The sequence below is a fragment of the Sporolactobacillus sp. CQH2019 genome (genome assembly GCF_028765345.1).
Classification (GTDB): domain Bacteria; phylum Bacillota; class Bacilli; order Bacillales; family Sporolactobacillaceae; genus Sporolactobacillus.
The window spans coordinates 53,596-69,932 of the sequence record NZ_JARAJZ010000014.1 but is presented as its reverse complement, the minus strand read 5'-3'; the positions used below and the strand labels follow the sequence as shown (position 1 = coordinate 69,932).

The 16,337-nt window shown below is 39.9% G+C and carries 14 protein-coding genes; 7 read left to right on the top strand and 7 right to left on the bottom strand.

Annotation, left to right across the window (positions count from 1 at the left end; all coding sequences use genetic code 11):
* Window positions 1-5: 5 nt before the first annotated feature.
* Complete coding sequence (locus OYT88_RS17270) at window positions 6-2,129, bottom strand: BglG family transcription antiterminator (protein ID WP_274401600.1); 2,124 nt, start codon at window positions 2,127-2,129, stop codon at window positions 6-8.
* A gap of 476 nt (window positions 2,130-2,605) precedes the next feature.
* Between OYT88_RS17270 and OYT88_RS17265 the strand changes: the two genes are divergently transcribed.
* Both OYT88_RS17265 and OYT88_RS17260 read left to right on the top strand, forming a co-directional pair.
* Window positions 2,606-4,045, top strand: coding sequence for an ABC transporter permease (locus tag OYT88_RS17265; RefSeq protein ID WP_274401599.1), 1,440 nt, complete (start codon window positions 2,606-2,608; stop codon window positions 4,043-4,045).
* 37 nt (window positions 4,046-4,082) lie between these two features.
* Window positions 4,083-4,766 (top strand): ABC transporter ATP-binding protein, encoded by a 684-nt coding sequence (locus OYT88_RS17260; protein WP_274401644.1) that lies wholly within the window; start codon window positions 4,083-4,085, stop codon window positions 4,764-4,766.
* Window positions 4,767-5,786: 1,020 nt separating this feature from the next.
* On the opposite strand, the gene OYT88_RS17255 is transcribed toward OYT88_RS17260, so the two are convergent.
* The 3 genes from OYT88_RS17255 to OYT88_RS17245 are packed head-to-tail and all read right to left on the bottom strand — an operon-like array spanning window position 5,787 to window position 9,605.
* Window positions 5,787-8,078 carry a pyruvate formate lyase family protein gene (locus OYT88_RS17255; protein WP_274401598.1) on the bottom strand — a complete coding sequence of 764 codons (2,292 nt, stop codon included), beginning with the start codon at window positions 8,076-8,078 and terminating at the stop codon, window positions 5,787-5,789.
* A complete protein-coding gene (locus OYT88_RS17250; RefSeq protein WP_274401597.1) occupies window positions 8,078-8,827 on the bottom strand; it encodes an N-acetylmannosamine-6-phosphate 2-epimerase in 750 nt (249 codons plus the stop codon). The genes OYT88_RS17255 and OYT88_RS17250 overlap by 1 nt, the downstream gene beginning before the upstream one ends.
* Complete coding sequence (locus tag OYT88_RS17245; RefSeq protein ID WP_274401596.1) at window positions 8,814-9,605, bottom strand: DeoR/GlpR family DNA-binding transcription regulator; 792 nt, start codon at window positions 9,603-9,605, stop codon at window positions 8,814-8,816. The genes OYT88_RS17250 and OYT88_RS17245 overlap by 14 nt, the downstream gene beginning before the upstream one ends.
* Before the next feature lie 238 nt (window positions 9,606-9,843).
* On the opposite strand from OYT88_RS17245, the gene OYT88_RS17240 reads away from it, so the two are divergent.
* The 5 genes from OYT88_RS17240 to OYT88_RS17220 all read left to right on the top strand — a co-directional run bounded on the left by OYT88_RS17240 (window position 9,844) and on the right by OYT88_RS17220 (window position 13,807).
* On the top strand, window positions 9,844-10,626 hold the full coding sequence (locus OYT88_RS17240) for a glycyl-radical enzyme activating protein (protein ID WP_274401595.1): 783 nt from the start codon (window positions 9,844-9,846) through the stop codon (window positions 10,624-10,626).
* Between the two features lie 666 nt (window positions 10,627-11,292).
* Window positions 11,293-11,745, top strand: coding sequence for a PTS sugar transporter subunit IIB (locus tag OYT88_RS17235; protein ID WP_274401594.1), 453 nt, complete (start codon window positions 11,293-11,295; stop codon window positions 11,743-11,745).
* A gap of 18 nt (window positions 11,746-11,763) precedes the next feature.
* Window positions 11,764-12,534, top strand: coding sequence for a PTS mannose/fructose/sorbose/N-acetylgalactosamine transporter subunit IIC (locus OYT88_RS17230; protein ID WP_274401593.1), 771 nt, complete (start codon window positions 11,764-11,766; stop codon window positions 12,532-12,534).
* Entirely contained in the window at window positions 12,527-13,384 is an 858-nt protein-coding gene (locus tag OYT88_RS17225) for a PTS system mannose/fructose/sorbose family transporter subunit IID (protein WP_274401592.1), read from the top strand. The genes OYT88_RS17230 and OYT88_RS17225 overlap by 8 nt, the downstream gene beginning before the upstream one ends.
* Before the next feature lie 9 nt (window positions 13,385-13,393).
* On the top strand, window positions 13,394-13,807 hold the full coding sequence (locus OYT88_RS17220) for a PTS sugar transporter subunit IIA (protein ID WP_274401591.1): 414 nt from the start codon (window positions 13,394-13,396) through the stop codon (window positions 13,805-13,807).
* Between the two features lie 567 nt (window positions 13,808-14,374).
* Here the strand turns inward: OYT88_RS17220 and OYT88_RS21020 are convergent.
* The 3 genes from OYT88_RS21020 to OYT88_RS17205 form a co-directional block, all read right to left on the bottom strand.
* Complete coding sequence (locus OYT88_RS21020; protein WP_443217544.1) at window positions 14,375-14,440, bottom strand: hypothetical protein; 66 nt, start codon at window positions 14,438-14,440, stop codon at window positions 14,375-14,377.
* A 463-nt stretch (window positions 14,441-14,903) separates the two neighbouring features.
* Window positions 14,904-15,503 (bottom strand): LysE family transporter, encoded by a 600-nt coding sequence (locus OYT88_RS17210; RefSeq protein ID WP_274401589.1) that lies wholly within the window; start codon window positions 15,501-15,503, stop codon window positions 14,904-14,906.
* An 11-nt stretch (window positions 15,504-15,514) separates the two neighbouring features.
* A complete protein-coding gene (locus OYT88_RS17205; protein WP_274401588.1) occupies window positions 15,515-15,949 on the bottom strand; it encodes an Lrp/AsnC family transcriptional regulator in 435 nt (144 codons plus the stop codon).
* Window positions 15,950-16,337 lie beyond the last annotated feature (388 nt).

The following is a 16,337-nucleotide window of genomic DNA, read 5'->3' as shown; positions in this document are numbered from 1 at the left end:
ATTGATTACCTCGTTTCATTATGCTGTGCTGAATTGTCAAAGAGGATCTCTCTAAATTCTTTAACTTCGGAAACCTGTGACAGCCGTGCGACTTTGTTCTGATCATTGATTAACTGGACAATTGATTTCATAATATTCAAATGTGAATAATTATCGATCGCCGAAAGGCAAAAGACAATAGAAACGGAATTATTTTTATATTTATCAGAACTGCCGAAGTTCACTGGATCTTTCAGTGTCATGATGCTTATGCCCAGTTTCTTCGCACCATCTTCGGGTCTTGCATGAGCGAGGGCAATATGCGGACCAATGACGATATAGGGGCCGAAATCCTCTACAGATTTAATCATTGCTTTCACATAGCTCGGTGAAATACATCCGTCTTTAAGAAGCGGTGAAGCAACTTTTTTGATCGCCTCCTTCCAGTCAGATACGCTTTCTTTTAATAAGATCTGGTCATCTTTGAGTAAATCTTTAAGCATAGGCTGCACCTCCGTTCCATTCACATCTAAATGATTCCGCCTGAATAAGTTTCTCAGATCCGCTACAAAATCTTTGGTTATCTTATTGTCTGAATGTTCCTTTACAAGGGTCAGGATCTGCTTAAAAAAGATTGTCGAATCAACCTTTTTGTCGTTGAAACGAAGGACATTTTTGTTTTCCTCTAAAAATCCCTTTATCTTTTTGATATCAACATCCTGTAAAATGGGATTTAATCGAATACTCGGCAAGTCGCCGGTATTCACATCAGTCGTCTTGACAACCAGATCAACTGACAGTTTTGGCAAAACACGCATCTCTGCGACACCCAAAACAGCAATGACGTCAATATTAAAATTTTCTTCCAATTTGACAGCTAATAATTTCCCCGTTGCCATTCCATAATTGCATAAGATCGCAATACGATAATTTAAATACTGGTCCTTCTCTATCTCAACTTTTGCCGTTGAGAAGTAAACGGACAGATAAGCAATCTCATCCTCAGAAATAGCTAAATATTTTGCCCTGCTTGAATGCCGGATAAATTGAGTCAGACTATTAAATATTTCCGGATAGTTATTCTTGATTGTATTTTTCAGCGGATTAAATAAATGGACCTGCCATTTTAATCGATCCAACAGGCTGACGACGTGATTGTAAACGCCCTCATACAATTCCTCATTTTTTGAAAACGGGAAGCTCATTGCAGATTCCATAAACTCGATCATTGAAACCGATATGATCTGCGCATTGACCCAATTATTGATGTTTGGCTCTTTATCTGTGTCAAAACTATTGATAATGAACGTGATGTACTTAAATTCACTCGTCTGATTGATTTCCAAAGAAAATGTCTGCACCAATTGGTTGATAAAGCGATACATTTCCTGAGTTGTCTGCAGTTTGTCATTTTTTAATTCTGCATTTAAGAAACAGCCGTGCTGCACTCTCACCACCCAAATTGAAGTAATAAGGATGATTTGCTGTAAATAAAGTTCATTGATATTTGCTTTTCTAAATATTAAATCGGATTTGAACAATTCTAATATGGTCGGAATCGTTGTATCTCCAAAAAACTCTCTAATACGATCCGGTATAGGACCGTTATACATTGAATGCTGCGTTATCAGTCTGCCTACATCTGAATAATGATTGATTAAATCATGTATCATCGTCCTTTTGAAGCGCTCATTACCCACGATCTTGACGCCGTTTTTAGCGCTTGTGACTATTTGTAAGGAATATTTCTTTAGAAATTGGCGCAGATCTCTCATATCTTCGTCTATAGTACTTTTACTGATTTGAAACTTCTTTTGCTCTTGAACGACGAATACCTTTCGGCTTTCATCAAGAAAATCAAAAATAAGAATGACTAAACGTTCCTCAGGCGCCAGATAATCCAGGTCACTTCTTTTTTTCTTTAACTCAGCAAATAAGTCGCCTTTTTGCCGGGCATTCAAAGCAAATGAAACATCACCTCTTTGCAGGACAGTGTTAGGGAGCGAAAGATCATTCAATGTATGATTAATTGTCTGCAGTTCATTGCGTATGGTTCTTTCAGACACATCAAATGATTTGCTTAAAGCTTCTATAGAAGTTTCACCCGAATTGAGCAACTGGCGAATGATTTGTATCGTACGACTTTTCATTCTCAACCCCCTGGAACTATTATATGTAATCGGATACATGGCAAAAAGTAGATCTTTTTGCAAAGTGATTTTGCAAGAAGATGGTATACGCTTACATTGTGATCTCTCTATTTATTACTTATACCGTCTATTGTATTGACAGGAGAAAGGATCCTAAGCAGATCAAGGCGGGCATTGATTTTCAACATCAAAGAGTCCTTCTGCAGCGGTTTTGATATCCGGGCTCCACTGCTGAAAGCTTTCTGATCCATAGGGTGTCAAAGCCGAGGAAATGCAGAAAGGCATTCCGCAGCCGTTTAGATTTTATCTAATCATGGGAAACAGGCAGTGTATTTACATTTGAAATGTGAACCTGTCAATTCCAGAGAGCGGAAAACACTCTCATCTAGGCCAAATATTAATTAAATATTCATCTTCCCCTGATAGGGTTGTATTTATAAAGCGTATTTCACGTCTTTACTTAGGAGGGAATTTGAGTGGATTTTCTTCATCGGGCATTTTTAAGTATCCGTTCCAAAAAAGGGAGTTTTTTGTTGCAGGTGTTAATTCTTGCTATCGTCGCGTCTCTTATTCTAACGGGGCTATTGATTCAGACTGCTTCCAATAAAGCGACGGCCCTGACAAAAGCTTCGATAGGCAGCACGGTTACCTTTCAGAACAATCCCAATCAGCAGCTGGCAGCATCGTCCAGCGGCCAACGGCCCACTTTTAAAACTTCTTCAGTTAGTTTATCCGATGCAAAGAAGCTGGCCTCGATCAGCTATGTCGCCAGTTACAATTTTCTTGTCAACGCACAGGCAAATGCCGGTAATTTTACGGCAATAAAATCAAGCAATGACTCCAGTCAGACGTCGTCAAATAATATAGGCGGCCCTCAGCAGTCTAATTCAAACAGGAGCATGCAGACCGGTGATCTAACGATCGAAGGTGTCAGTAATTTAAGTGCCCTCGATGAATTTAAACAAGGTACAAGTAAAATAACGTCCGGAACATCGATCACCTCTTCCTCCGAAGCGGCAGCCGTCATCAATCAGAAACTCGCACAGGAAGACGGATTGAAGGTCGGCGATACGATCAAGATTAAAAATGTTCAGGGAACAAAAACTCTCGCTTTAAAAATCGCCGGTTTCTATCAAACAAGCTCCAGCGGCAGTAATACGGCCAACATGTTTACGTCGATGAATCCATACAATAGAATCTATGTAAACTATAAAGATGCGAATGAATTAAAAGGGACGACGACGAGTATTGATTCGGCTGTATACACGATGGATGACGCCAGCCACATTCAATCATTTGAAAAAAAAGCAAAAGCTATTTCAAGCATTTCCTGGAAAAAATACACGTTAATCTCCAACGATTCTACATATAAGTCACTTGTCAGCTCAATTTCCGGTATCGGATCTTTCTCGAAAAATTTGGTCTATATAGTGACGATCGCCGGCCTTGCCATCATTTCCCTTGTAGTCATGATGCAAATTAAAAACCGGAAATATGAAGTCGGCGTTCTCATGGGAATCGGCGAAGGAAAGGGGAAAATTATTTCACAGTTTGTGCTGGAGACTGTCATGGCGGCCATTCTCGCATTTGTTGTGGCTCTTTCAGTCGGTCAGCCGATTGCTCATGTCGTCTCCGATAAACTGGCAAACAGCTATTCAAATACTTCGAGCACGACGCAGATGTCCGGAACGGGCCAGGGCGGCGGGCCGGGAAACGCGCCCGCGATGGCTTCAGGCGGTCCGAGAGGCAGTCAGAATGTAACGGCCGCTAAGACAAAACTGACCGTAACGATGAATTATACCGACGGAATAAAAACAGTGGGCATCGCTACCGGAATTGCCGTTCTTTCGGTCCTGCTTCCGTCCATTGCAATCATGCGATTGAAACCGAAAGAAATTCTGACCCGGCAAGAATAAATGGACAAATAAATTAAGGGAGGATTTTAGCATGATCATGAATCCGATCACTGAGTATAAAAATGTCAGTTACTGGTACAAATCAAAAGATCAGAAAGTCCTGAGCAACATCTCTTATTCATTTAATAAGGGAACGTTCTACACGCTCTTAGGACCAAGCGGTTCAGGCAAAACAACGTTTATCTCACTGGCGGCCGGACTGGATAATCCTTCGGAAGGAGAGGTTCTGTATGAAGGGACGAGCATTAAGAAGATCGGCCTCGGCGAATTCAGAAAGAAATATGTCTCTATTATTTTTCAACAGCACAATCTGTTAAACTACATGACCGGCATCGAAAACATTGTGAGCGCCATGTCGATTCGAAAAATTCAATCCGACCAGCCAAAGCAACAAGCGCTTAATTTTCTTAAAAGAATCAATATCACCGAGGAAAAGGCCAAGCAGAAAATTTTGACGCTGAGCGGCGGCGAGCAGCAACGAATTGCGATTGCCCGGGCCTTATGTTCGGGCACGGATTTAATTATTGCCGATGAACCGACAGGAAGTCTTGACCCGCAAACAAGCCGTGAAATCATTAATATTTTTATTGAACTGGCGCATCAGGAAAATAAATGCATCATTATGGTAACCCATGATGACCGAATATCCGAGCTTTCCGACTGTCAGCTCAGGCTGCAGGACGGTCATTTGCAAGAAATGCATGCGGTAGAGAAAATCTGAGACGATTGCCCGGCCCCGCCGGCCGGAGCAAGCTCCGTTCACCCGCATAACCGATCCATTCGGCAGAACAGGCGACGCTGCCGGCCGGCATCATTACAGCTTGTATCAGTACGGCTGCCTCGATTTCCGATGCTTACACACGTTCCGGCTGATTCGTTTTTTAGTGTCAGGCAGGCCTTGAATGCCGGGCAATCAAGACGGGATTGATCATAAATTAAATGGATATCAAGCGGGACGTTCTTTTCGTTCCGCTTTTTTTGATATGCATGTATGAAATAGGGTGTGCCGCGAGGATCCGATGCCGGATATCGGTAAAACTCATTGAACCGTCCGACATCTCAGATCCATTCGGCTTTGCTGAGCCATACGAAGACTCATTGACTTATAAAAATTTTAAATTATACAGATGATCCTGTTAGGTTACGATTATTCGCTCTTTGTGTCGCTGTACAGCCGTTGGTAGGCAGGCAATGAAAGTTTCCTGCCTATCTTTATTATTCCAAATTAATGAATATTCGTATTGAATGCGAGAGCATATTTTTGTAAATAGTAGTATATTTGGCGGAAACCTAGATTAAGATACGGCCGAGTCTCCCCCCCTCAGAAATCATCGCTAAAAAAATCGTTTTTTTGAAATACAACGTTCTACAGATTATCCTCATATATTCAATGATTCAATTTAAGCCGCTCCTTTATTTTTCCCTCTCAATTTCGTATATTCATGTTCCATTCTGTTCATGTTCAAGACCGGCGATTTTATTCATTCAGAAACCGCTAAATAATGCTTTTCTATATATTCGGAAAATGCTAAATAAAAAAATATAAAATGAGGTATCACAGAACAAACGACTGTGATACTCTTCCTTTCTGGCAAAAACATTTCATGGACTATGGAAGAAATTCAAAAGAAGTTCAGACAGCAACCGTAACAGATCTCTCCAAAAAGAAAATTCATTTTTTCAGCTATCCATCCATTTTAGTATACCAGTTACATATTCCGCGATTTTAATATTAAAATTTTTATTCGTCATAGAGCATTCTGCTGAGGAGTTCATCCTGAACGTCTTTTTCCAGATTGACAAAAACAGCGCTAAACCCGCTGACTCTGACAATTAAGTTTGGATATTTTTCCGGATGCTTCTGGGCATCTTCCAAGACGCCGCGATCAACTACGGTCACCATCAAATGACAACCGCCTTTTTTAAAATAGGTTCTAAAAAGATTTTTAATCTGGTCGCGATGTTTATTGAACATTGTTGGCGTAAACTTAATATTTTGAACCGAACCGCCATGAAACTGGGCATTAAACTTACTTAACGAATTCAACAAAGCCGTTGGGCCGCTCTTATCCGCGCCACCCTGAGGATTGTTCGCGGGATTCATGAACTGGCCGCGATAACGTCCGTCTAAAGAAGCTGAGGTTCTTCTGCCCCATTCCGTATTCGTTTGGTTATTGCTGATGACGATCAGATAATATTGCATCCCCCTATCAATACCGCGCTGACGAATCCCCTTCGCAATATATTCATACAAATCATTAGCGAGATCATCAACTTCATCGATGTCATTCCCATATTTCGGAGCATTCCAAAGATCTTCACGAATCGTTTTGTAGCCCTCAAAGTTATGCAGAGCAGCCGTGTTTAATTCATTAAGCGAGTGCTTATGCTCATCAAAGACCAATTTTTTAATGGCCATCAGTGAATCACTCGTATTGATGTTTCCGTAAGTTTCGTTCGTTCCGCCAAGATAACGAACTCCACCATCCAGTATTGCCTTGCCTCTGTCAATACAATCCTTCATCAATAGGCTGGCAAACATGAATGAAACTTCTTTATTCATCGACTCATAACTATAATATTGTGCATCGATAGACAGATCGAAATAATAATCCAGCAGCTTTTTATATTGACTGTAAAAATCATCGAACGTCTTGAATTCCGAAAGATCGCTTATTTCAACAGGACCCGATTTTTTAATCCCATCCATCGGATCGATTCCTTTATTCAGAGTCATGTTTAACAGTTTTAATAAATTTATCAGTGTATTCGGTGTACCGACACTTTGTCCCTGAATGACAAATTCGCCACATCCAAAAGGAACGTATTGTTCTGCTGTTTTACGATCTAAACGCATACCATGCATAACCGCGGGCACATTGACCTCGTCATTATACAGCGTCGGATAGGTTGCTCCTTCGCCTAAAGCATCCAAAGCTCTATCAATAATATCAGCTGGTGTATCTTTAGTGATACGCAACGTAAATTGAGGCTCTACATATCTGCAATTCCTTGCCACACGGAGAGCAATTCTCGTAAAAATGTCCGCAGCTTCAGGGTTTTTACGTCCATAACCGCCGACAATGATTCTTCCATTCACAGTTGTCCTTCTATTTTCAATCAGTGTCCACAGCGACTTCAAATAGTCATAAGCATCTTCTTCGGTAATGCGTCCCTCGTCCAAATCCGTTTTTAGGTAAGATCCGAGAATATCGTCCAGCCGGCCGTAATTAATGCATCCGGCCAGCAGAGCATACATCCAGACCATTTGCAGGGCTTGATGGAAAGTTACCGGTCTATCGTTTCGAATGACGGCTAAATCCCGATCCATCAGTTGAAGCTGATTCATTCTTATGGCATCCGCATCCCGCATGGCCTTACGAATCATCATTCTTTCGTAATCAATAACTTTTTCATACAGTTCCAGAGTATCTATGCCGGCACGCAAAAATTCATTCTTCGGATCCAAAGTCAGTTTTTCTCTGATGATTGCTTTGAGTCCATCAGTGCCATTGTCCAGTAATCTCGGATAATCAAGCATCATCCCGCTCAATCGGGCAGTGGCCATCAACGGGAAATTACAATCAATAAAACGACCAATCGTATGTTCTGTCAACACCTTCCTACAGTAAAGAGCCTTAATATCGTGATCCTCCCAATATTCGTATAATTTATCCACTCGCTTCTTATCCTCTTCGGATGATAATCGGTCTTTAAATTCCATTAATTTATCAAAAACGCAATAATGGCCGACACCGCCAAGTGAGGTGACACACCCAAAGCCAATCGGCAGAAAATCCAATCTTCCGGCGATTAAATCCCCCGTTTCAATGCTGCGGAACAAACGGGGATAGATGACATTGAGACAATTGATTTCTCGTTTTTCTTTTGAAAATCGGGAGGATTCTTTATGAACTTTTGTATACTCTTCCATAATTGCTAATTGTTCATCTAAGGATTTTTCACTCGGCAATTTAACACTGACTTCTACGTTCTGTTGGCCGGCAACATTATCAACCTTTGTTTCCAACATCAGTGCTTACTCCTTTCCGCAATTCTCCAATTTTCCTGATAGCCGCTCAGCAGATCGACAAATCGCTTTGCGATTAAATGCGGCCTTGTAATGGCACTTCCAACAACAACACAGTGTGCCCCCAGAAAAATACACTTCATCGCATCCTCCGGTGTATAGATATGACCCTCCATAAACACATAGGCTTCATTCTTGAAATCGCGGCACATGCGCGCGAATTCCCGCATATTCGGTTCTTCAATGTCTTTCGTTTGCTGTGTATATCCGTACAAAGTGGGACCAACAATATCCGCACCATTATCAATAGCGCGTCTTGCTTCATCGTAATTCGAAACATCCGCAAAAATGATTGCCTCAGGAATCTCCTTTTTTACGACCGGTAACAGATCCCACGCTAAGTTGTTTTCATGAGTAATTTGTGAAGTGCAGTCCAGTGCGATAATTTCTGCTCCGGCCTCCCACACCTCCTGACAGGCTTTCAATGTCGGCGTGATAAAAACATCCGTATCCTCATGCCAAATTTTATAGAGTCCAATCACCGGCAGATCCACATGAGCTTTAATTTGTTTAATCTGCTCAGGGGTATTCGCTCGGATCCCTACAGCGCCGGCCCATTGAGCAGCTTCTGCCATTTTAACAACGATATCCTCCGTGTAGATTGGATCGTCTTTTTGAACCTGACAGGAAACAATTAAACCACCCTTCAATGACTCTAACAGTGCCTTTTTCTTCGGGTCACACGTCTTCATTTTCTGGTTCCTCCTTATCAATTTTCACCTTAACTATATTTTTAATTTTTTTCGTTTTTCCCGGAAAATCATCAACAAATATCTTGTCAAACTGTGAAAGATTAGCAAATGTGCAAATACCGGTAATCGCGAATTTTGAGGAATCTACAAGCAAGAATTTGTGTTTGCTTCTCTCCATTGCCGCTGCTTTTAGAGCACCTATCTCAAATTCACTGGCATAGGCTTCTTCAAGATCAAGGTCAATCCCATTTGCTCCAATAAAAGCATAGTCAAATCTAAATTGGCTTAATTGTTTTGTTGTTATGGGCCCGTAACAAACCTCATACTTGGGATAATACTGTCCACCGAGCATATAGACGACAGCATTAGTCCCTCTTGCCTTCGATAAAATGAAATAGCTGTTTGTTACAATTTTGATTTTCTTACTTTGAAGATATTGGAGTAAATAACTCGGCGTTGTACCTGAGTCAATAAAAATTAAATCCCCATCGTGCACAACTTCAGCAGCAGCCTGGCAAATTGCTTGTTTTTCTTCCGCATGAACGTTAATCTTTTCAAGAACGGATACTTCAGTCAGATCACTCATCGTTTTTTCCATTTTTTTTGTTACGGCACCACCTCTTTCTCTGGATATTTTTTTCTCCTTTGCCAAAGTTGCCAAATCCCTTTGTACAGTGGACTTTGAAACCTGAAGCTCTTTGCACAGCTCGGCAACGCTAACAGCCGGTTGTGCATTTAATCTTTTTAAAATGTATAATAATCTTTCTTTAGCTATCATAATAACCTCTCGTGTATCTGTAGTTTATGAACCGCAAGACTTAATATCGTCCAAGAATATTTTTCTTGCTTACTCTGACTATACAGTAGCATTGTTCGCTAAAGAGGTCAATTATTTTCAGTCAAAATTATTCATATTTAATCATAATGGACCATATCTTATTTACTTTATGAAAGAACTTGTTATAATTGCTATTGAGAATTACTCAAATTTTATGGAACTCTGGAGGTAAATAATTATGCTATCTAAAGAGCGGGGATGTATTTTCAACATTCAAAGATTCAGTATACATGACGGCCCCGGCATCAGAACCTCAATCTTTTTTAAAGGCTGTCCTCTAAGATGTCCTTGGTGTGCAAATCCGGAATCTCAGAAAGCCATACCGGAAAAAATATGGGATAAGTCAAAAAACGCCTATACGACAGTAGGAAAATATCTTACGATTGCAGAAATAATGAACCCAATTTTAAAAGATATTGACTATTACAAGGAATCTGGAGGGGGGGTTACAGTCACAGGCGGAGAAATATTAAATCAAATTCCTTTTGTTGTAAAACTATTGAAGGAATGCCGAAAAAATAATATTTCCGTAGCCTGTGAAACATCAGCCTTTGCTTCTTTGCGGACTTTTAAATTACTACTGGAAAACATCGATTTATTGATCATCGATATCAAACATTATGACAATGAGAAACACAAGCAGGCCACGGGTGTAAGTGTTCAACCCATTTTACGCGCTCTGGATTATGCAATTTCAACCGGAAAAAATATGCTTGTCAGGATCCCAATCATTCCAGGTTTTAATGATTCAATCGAAGACGCCAAGCGACTCGCTATTTTACTAAAAGAACACAGGATTAATGAAGTCGAATTATTGCCTTTTCATCAATTCGGCAAAAATAAATATAAATTTTTAAACCGTCCTTATTCTTTCGAGAACGTTAAACCCCTCCATGGCGAAGATCTTATACCAATTAAAAGCATAATAACGGGTATAGGTATAAAATGTTCCATTTCCTAAGCTCATAAAAACTTGAATTTTTGAATTTGATGACGATTATCCTTGCCTGTTTTCCCTCTCCCTGTTTCCACTATTAGTTTTGCATGCTTCAAACTCGTGCAGTAAAGCCTGTACATCAACGTACGTTTTTGGCAGGACCCATAGGTATACTTATTGCTATGACCCATGATGGGTATACACAATTTCAAGCATCTTCCCTGCCGGCACAAAGAATCATCAGTGTCATTTCCCGGATAATGCAGAGCATCTCTGATTGCTTCATTTCATTTAAATAAAATTTATTTACAGAAGGATACAAGAATAACAAGACACTATTTATGAACATTTAACGAATTTATCCAAAATAAATATGAGTCAATTTGATGAATAGTGAATTTTTATGAGTCAATTTGATGATAGTTGATGTATACTCCATAATTGAGGGGGTGGATGCGAGCTTTCAAATTATATCACTTCTAGCTGCTTGGTATGTCAGAGGAGGTGACCATTGAAGTAATCGGTTTGATACAAAGAAAAAATGTAAGCGCTTATCTCGAGTTTGGATGATGGGAAAACCTATAACTCAATTGGATATATTCCAGAATGAACAACTGTAGGCGACCCAGATCTCCAAGCCGAGGGGGAATTCATTATTAAGTCCAATACTTTGCGAGGAGGGAAAAGCTTATGTTTCTCAGAGTGGATGATAGATTAATTCACGGTCAGGTTGTGACGGCATGGATGAGAGAACTGAATGTAAAAGTCATCATGGTGATCGATGATTTAGCTGCGAGTAATCCTGTAATCCGACAAGCATTAAAAATGGCGACGCCGGGATCAATAAAACTGGTCGTTAAAAAAGTGGCAGATGGCATCCATAGTGTCAAAGATTATAACGAAAATGATTTGCTGATTATTTGTAAAACACCTATTACTGCTAAAAAAGTGATTGACGGGAACATGAATTTTCACTGGAATCTAAATATTGGCAATATCGGCATGGCACCTGGCCGCAAAACTTTTGCACAAACCGTTCATCTTGACAAAAATAATTATGAAGCCTGCAAAACTTTAGACGAATACAGCAATGTCCACTGTTTTATGCAGACCGTACCTGGTCAAGCAATTAAAACATTATAAAAAAGAGGGGCAAGAAATATGACACTTTTACAAGCTATATTGATTGCGTTCATAGCCTATTTAGGATGGATAGCTACCCCGTGGTTATTTGGACAGGATATTGCCTATCTAGTATTTGGCAAACCCCTTGTTGCAGGCTTGATTGTAGGATTAATCATGGGGGATGTTCAAAATGGGGTTATCATAGGAGCCACGATTAACGCCTTATATATTGGATTGGTAACTCCCGGCGGAGCAATGGCAGCTGATTTGACATTTGCCGGCTATGTCGGTACAGCATTAGCACTATCCGCACATGTTTCGGCTAATATGGCGCTGACCATTGCGATTCCGCTTGGCTTACTGGGAACATTTGTATGGCAACTGTTTGCGACTGTTAATGCCCTTTTTGCGCACAGAGCAGATAAATATGCAGCTGAGGGCAGCTTAGGAAAATTAACTTTTATGACATTAGGAGTGCCGCAGATTTTCGCTTTCATTTTAAGATTTATTCCGGCTTTTTTAGTTCTTTACTATGGTGCTGGAGCAGCACAAAATATTGTTCATTTTATACCTTCCTGGCTAACAAGCATCATAACCGTTATGGGCGGTATGCTCCCTGCCTTAGGAATGGCTGTACTCATAAAAATGTTAATGTCAAAATTTACATTAATCAGCTACTTTATCATCGGGTTTATTGCGGTTGCATTGCTGAAATTCCCAATTTTGACAGTTGCATTGATTGGTATTTCACTTGCAATGGTAAACTTAATGGTTACTAATAAGAAGGGAGAAAGCAAAAATGTCTGAAGAAGTTAGAAATTCAGATACTACGGAGTACCAGGAAAATCAAACAATTACCAAAAGAGATGTGTACAAAGTCGGATTAAGATGGATGTTTTCAAATACATCCGCATTCAACTGGGAACGTATGCAAAATGTTGCTTTTGCGTGGAGTATGGTTCCAATTTTAAAAAAGGTCACCCACACGAAAAAAGAATTAGGAGAGGCTTTAAAGCGCCACATGGTTTTCTTTAATACACAGCCATCACTCGGCTCGCTTCTTGTCGGAGCAGTTGCTGCAATGGAAGTGCAAAAAGCACATGGAGAAGATATACCGGATGATCTCTTTAATGCAATAAAAACAGGACTCATGGGTCCAATAGCAGCAATAGGTGACTCACTCTTTGGCAGTACAGGTAATGCTTTATTATTGAGTTTCGGTATGGGGTTAGCGTTGACTGGGAATGTTCTGGGCCCTATTATTTTTGCACTTGGCTGGATGGCTTTAACGATTGTGATAAATATGTGGGGAGTGCAATTCGGCTTTAAAGAAGGGACAAATGTCATTAGTTCGTCACTATTCTCCCCTGAAACAGTTGATAAAGCGACAAGCATCCTGTCCATTTTGGGATTAACAGTTGTCGGAGGGCTTTCGGCTTCATTCGTCAAGATTGCTACCCCTATCCAGTGGGGAACGGGTAAATCAATAACTACTTTGCAATCCGTACTCAACAACTTAATGCCGGGAATTTTACCTTTCGCGTACGTTTTACTTCTCTGGTATTTACATGATAAGAAAAAAATATCTATATTAAAATTATTACTTCTTACTATTATTATCGCCGCCATTGGTTCTTTAATCCATCTGTTCGAGTGAGGTGCTTTCATGATGATAAATGTTATAGTTATGACTCACGGAGAGTTCGCCAGGGGCTTAATAAATTCCGTTCAAATGATTTTAGGGGAACAAGAAAATTTAACCCCGTTGGTTTTTAGTCCGCAAATGTCGTTGGACAGTCTTGTTGATAAACTGGAATGTAAAATTCAGGAATTTGATAATGATAACCCAACGGTTCTATTCGTTGATCTGCTCGGAGGTTCGCCTTCCAATGCAGTAGCTATGTTATTAGGAAGGGGAGTTGCTTTAAGCGCCGTTTGTGGTGTGAATCTTCCGATGCTGCTCGAATTCCTAATCAATAGAAATACAAGCCGATGTGACACGTTAATTAAACAGGCCGAAGAAACTGGAAAAGACGGGATTGTTAACATAGTAGAAAGATTCAATGAGGAAAAAGTTTGATAAATAATTGATGAAAAGGTTTTTTGTAGTAATAAATACATTTCTAAAGAAAATATTAATCAGTTTATAAATTGAAAACATGTTATTAAAAGGCATTATCCCAATCTAAAAATGATGATAATAATTGTTTGTATTTATTGACGAGATTGTCCTGCTGTTTAAAGGACAGTCTTGATTTTTAATTTTCTCTGTTTTCCAAGTTCCTTATACAGGATATGAAAAATTTTAATTGATGGGCGTGTAACAGAATTTTATTTTGTTCGCAAAGGTTTGACCAAGAACAACTTGCAAGGACGTTTTAACAGCAGTACGGTTGATTTTCCCTTATTATCCGAAGGAATAAGCGGAGCGATTGCAGTCGGCAGAACTAAGGAATACAAGGTTTGATCATATATTTCCTAGCCTGTAAAAGAGGGCCTGTACAACAACACGGACAATCGTTAAGAAAAACAACTATCCTGATAAAAGTGAGTAAACGGCCGAGAGAAATAAACTTTGGCAATTGGGACGGAAAATTGTCAAGGCGCTCATGAAGAATTCCGGATATCCGTCGGCAGAATCGAATGACTAACCAAAATAATTAATCGACAGGATACCTCCGTGTGTACGTTTTGCCTCTCCTCTTTCCGTCAGCAGAATGATATCCCGTCGTGTGCCGTATCTCGTGAAATATGAAAATATTCATGATTTCCTTCGTCGTCAGCTCCTGCTTATCTTCAAGAAGCTGAAGCTGTTTAATGCGTACCATTCTTTTCTCCTGATGCACGAACCGGTCCTCCCTTAACTCTATTATAATCGGCAAAAATGAATACACCGGCAATGTTCACTGCACCAATCCTGTTTCCATAAAAAAACGGTTCGGATTAGCAAGCAGCACATCTTCACTGTCTCTTTTCAAATATTGCGGAAGCAGTTGTCAGCTATGACGCCGAAAATCGCAAACCGGAAACCGACTAAATGCCACTGCCGTCAAGAGAAATAACCCGCTTTACAAAGAGCCTGAAGTTATCCCTTCGCTTTATCTTCTCAATAAAGAAAAGCGCCCTCCTGCAGGTATCCTGCAATATTATGGATCAGTTACGTACGAGGCAATACTTTAATTGAAGCTTGTCCAAAACATTTTCACTCCAAACACGATCAGGCTGCTGCCTATTGCATAATCTATATATCTTAGTTTGTTGGCTTTGACCAGCCAGGTTAGATATTTTCCCGATAAACTTGTTAATCCTAAAAAGAAAAGCGTGGCGGTGACGCAACCCGACGCATAGATCATGGCTGAAGCAAAACCGGCGAGTTTATTTGACGATATCAATGAGCCAAATGTCCCCGACCAAAATACAATGGTTAATGGATTCATAAGCGTTATTTTGATCCCATAGCTGAAGCTATTTCCCTCAAAAGCTACTGCTTTGTTTGACTTATTTCGGGCATTCTTTATGAAGGTTACGCCAAAATAGATGAGGACGATCATAGCGAAGAAACTGATCATCATTTTTATGTCCGGCATGCGAAGCAGAACGGATATGGAAGTAAAAGACAAACAAATATAAAAAGCATCAACTAAGGCAACGGCGCAGGTCATTTTAATCCCTTCCGTAAATCCCCTTTTGATGGATAAATGCAGCACCGTGAAAAATACCGGTCCGACAGACAGTTGAAGCATCAGCCCCAACGTGAATCCCGCTAGGTAATCCACCTGAATCACTCCTACATCTCTTCTTTAATGCTTGAAAGTGCGATTATTGTGTTCGTTTTTCGGACCCCTTTTATTTTTTTCAGCTGCGAAGAAATGAAAGTTTCCAAATCCTTAGTATCCCTGCAAATCACTTTTAATAAATAGTCATACTCACCTGCCAGATGATGGCAGGTTAAAACATGATCCAAGAGCCTGACTGCCCTTCTGAATCCTTCGATATCCTCCGTTCTTTCAATGTTTACAAAAATAAAAACCAATAACTTATCATTCATCTTTTCATGATTTAACTTAATGGTGTACTTTTCGATTATTCCCTTGGCTTCCAGTTTTTTCATTCTTTCTGAAACTGCCGGTATTGTTAGATGGATGTGCCTGCTAATCTCAGAGAGTTGTATTCTTGCATTTTTCTGTAACATCGCTAAAATATCTGCATCCAGCTGATCCATCTGATCACCCGTCCCCGTTTTCTTTCAAATTTAAATTAATTATATCATTTTCATAAATATTAAAAGGTAAAAACAATAATATACTAATATTATAAACATAAAAGTTCATTTTGCTTTAAAATATTAAATCATTTGCGATTACTGGAAACCGGAGATTAAAAGAATTAACACGATTCCCTTCTTTTTCCTCCCTGCCGGTTCCCTCCTCTTCTCCTTTTTTCCTGATTTCCAATTTATTTCTGATTCAGTTTTCAGCAATACTTGTCTTTAAGCTCCTCCGCCTCAAGGCAGCTCTTCACGTGCTTATGATTTCCAAAATACGGGTTCAGCAATCCCTGCCCGGTTCAATTTGACAAACCTGCCATCATCAATTATAGTTTGATGCGTA

Bases quoted from the DNA above. Each gene is read 5' to 3' on its own strand.
- OYT88_RS17270 (WP_274401600.1), bottom strand. From the start codon at position 2,129: ATGAAAAGTCGTACGATACAAATCATTCGCCAGTTGCTCAATTCGGGT.
- OYT88_RS17260 (WP_274401644.1), top strand. From the start codon at position 4,083: ATGAATCCGATCACTGAGTATAAAAATGTCAGTTACTGGTACAAATCA.
- OYT88_RS17255 (WP_274401598.1), bottom strand. From the start codon at position 8,078: ATGTTGGAAACAAAGGTTGATAATGTTGCCGGCCAACAGAACGTAGAA.
- OYT88_RS17250 (WP_274401597.1), bottom strand. From the start codon at position 8,827: ATGAAGACGTGTGACCCGAAGAAAAAGGCACTGTTAGAGTCATTGAAG.
- OYT88_RS17245 (WP_274401596.1), bottom strand. From the start codon at position 9,605: ATGATAGCTAAAGAAAGATTATTATACATTTTAAAAAGATTAAATGCA.
- OYT88_RS17240 (WP_274401595.1), top strand. From the start codon at position 9,844: ATGCTATCTAAAGAGCGGGGATGTATTTTCAACATTCAAAGATTCAGT.
- OYT88_RS17235 (WP_274401594.1), top strand. From the start codon at position 11,293: ATGTTTCTCAGAGTGGATGATAGATTAATTCACGGTCAGGTTGTGACG.
- OYT88_RS17230 (WP_274401593.1), top strand. From the start codon at position 11,764: ATGACACTTTTACAAGCTATATTGATTGCGTTCATAGCCTATTTAGGA.
- OYT88_RS17225 (WP_274401592.1), top strand. From the start codon at position 12,527: ATGTCTGAAGAAGTTAGAAATTCAGATACTACGGAGTACCAGGAAAAT.
- OYT88_RS17220 (WP_274401591.1), top strand. From the start codon at position 13,394: ATGATGATAAATGTTATAGTTATGACTCACGGAGAGTTCGCCAGGGGC.
- OYT88_RS17205 (WP_274401588.1), bottom strand. From the start codon at position 15,949: ATGGATCAGCTGGATGCAGATATTTTAGCGATGTTACAGAAAAATGCA.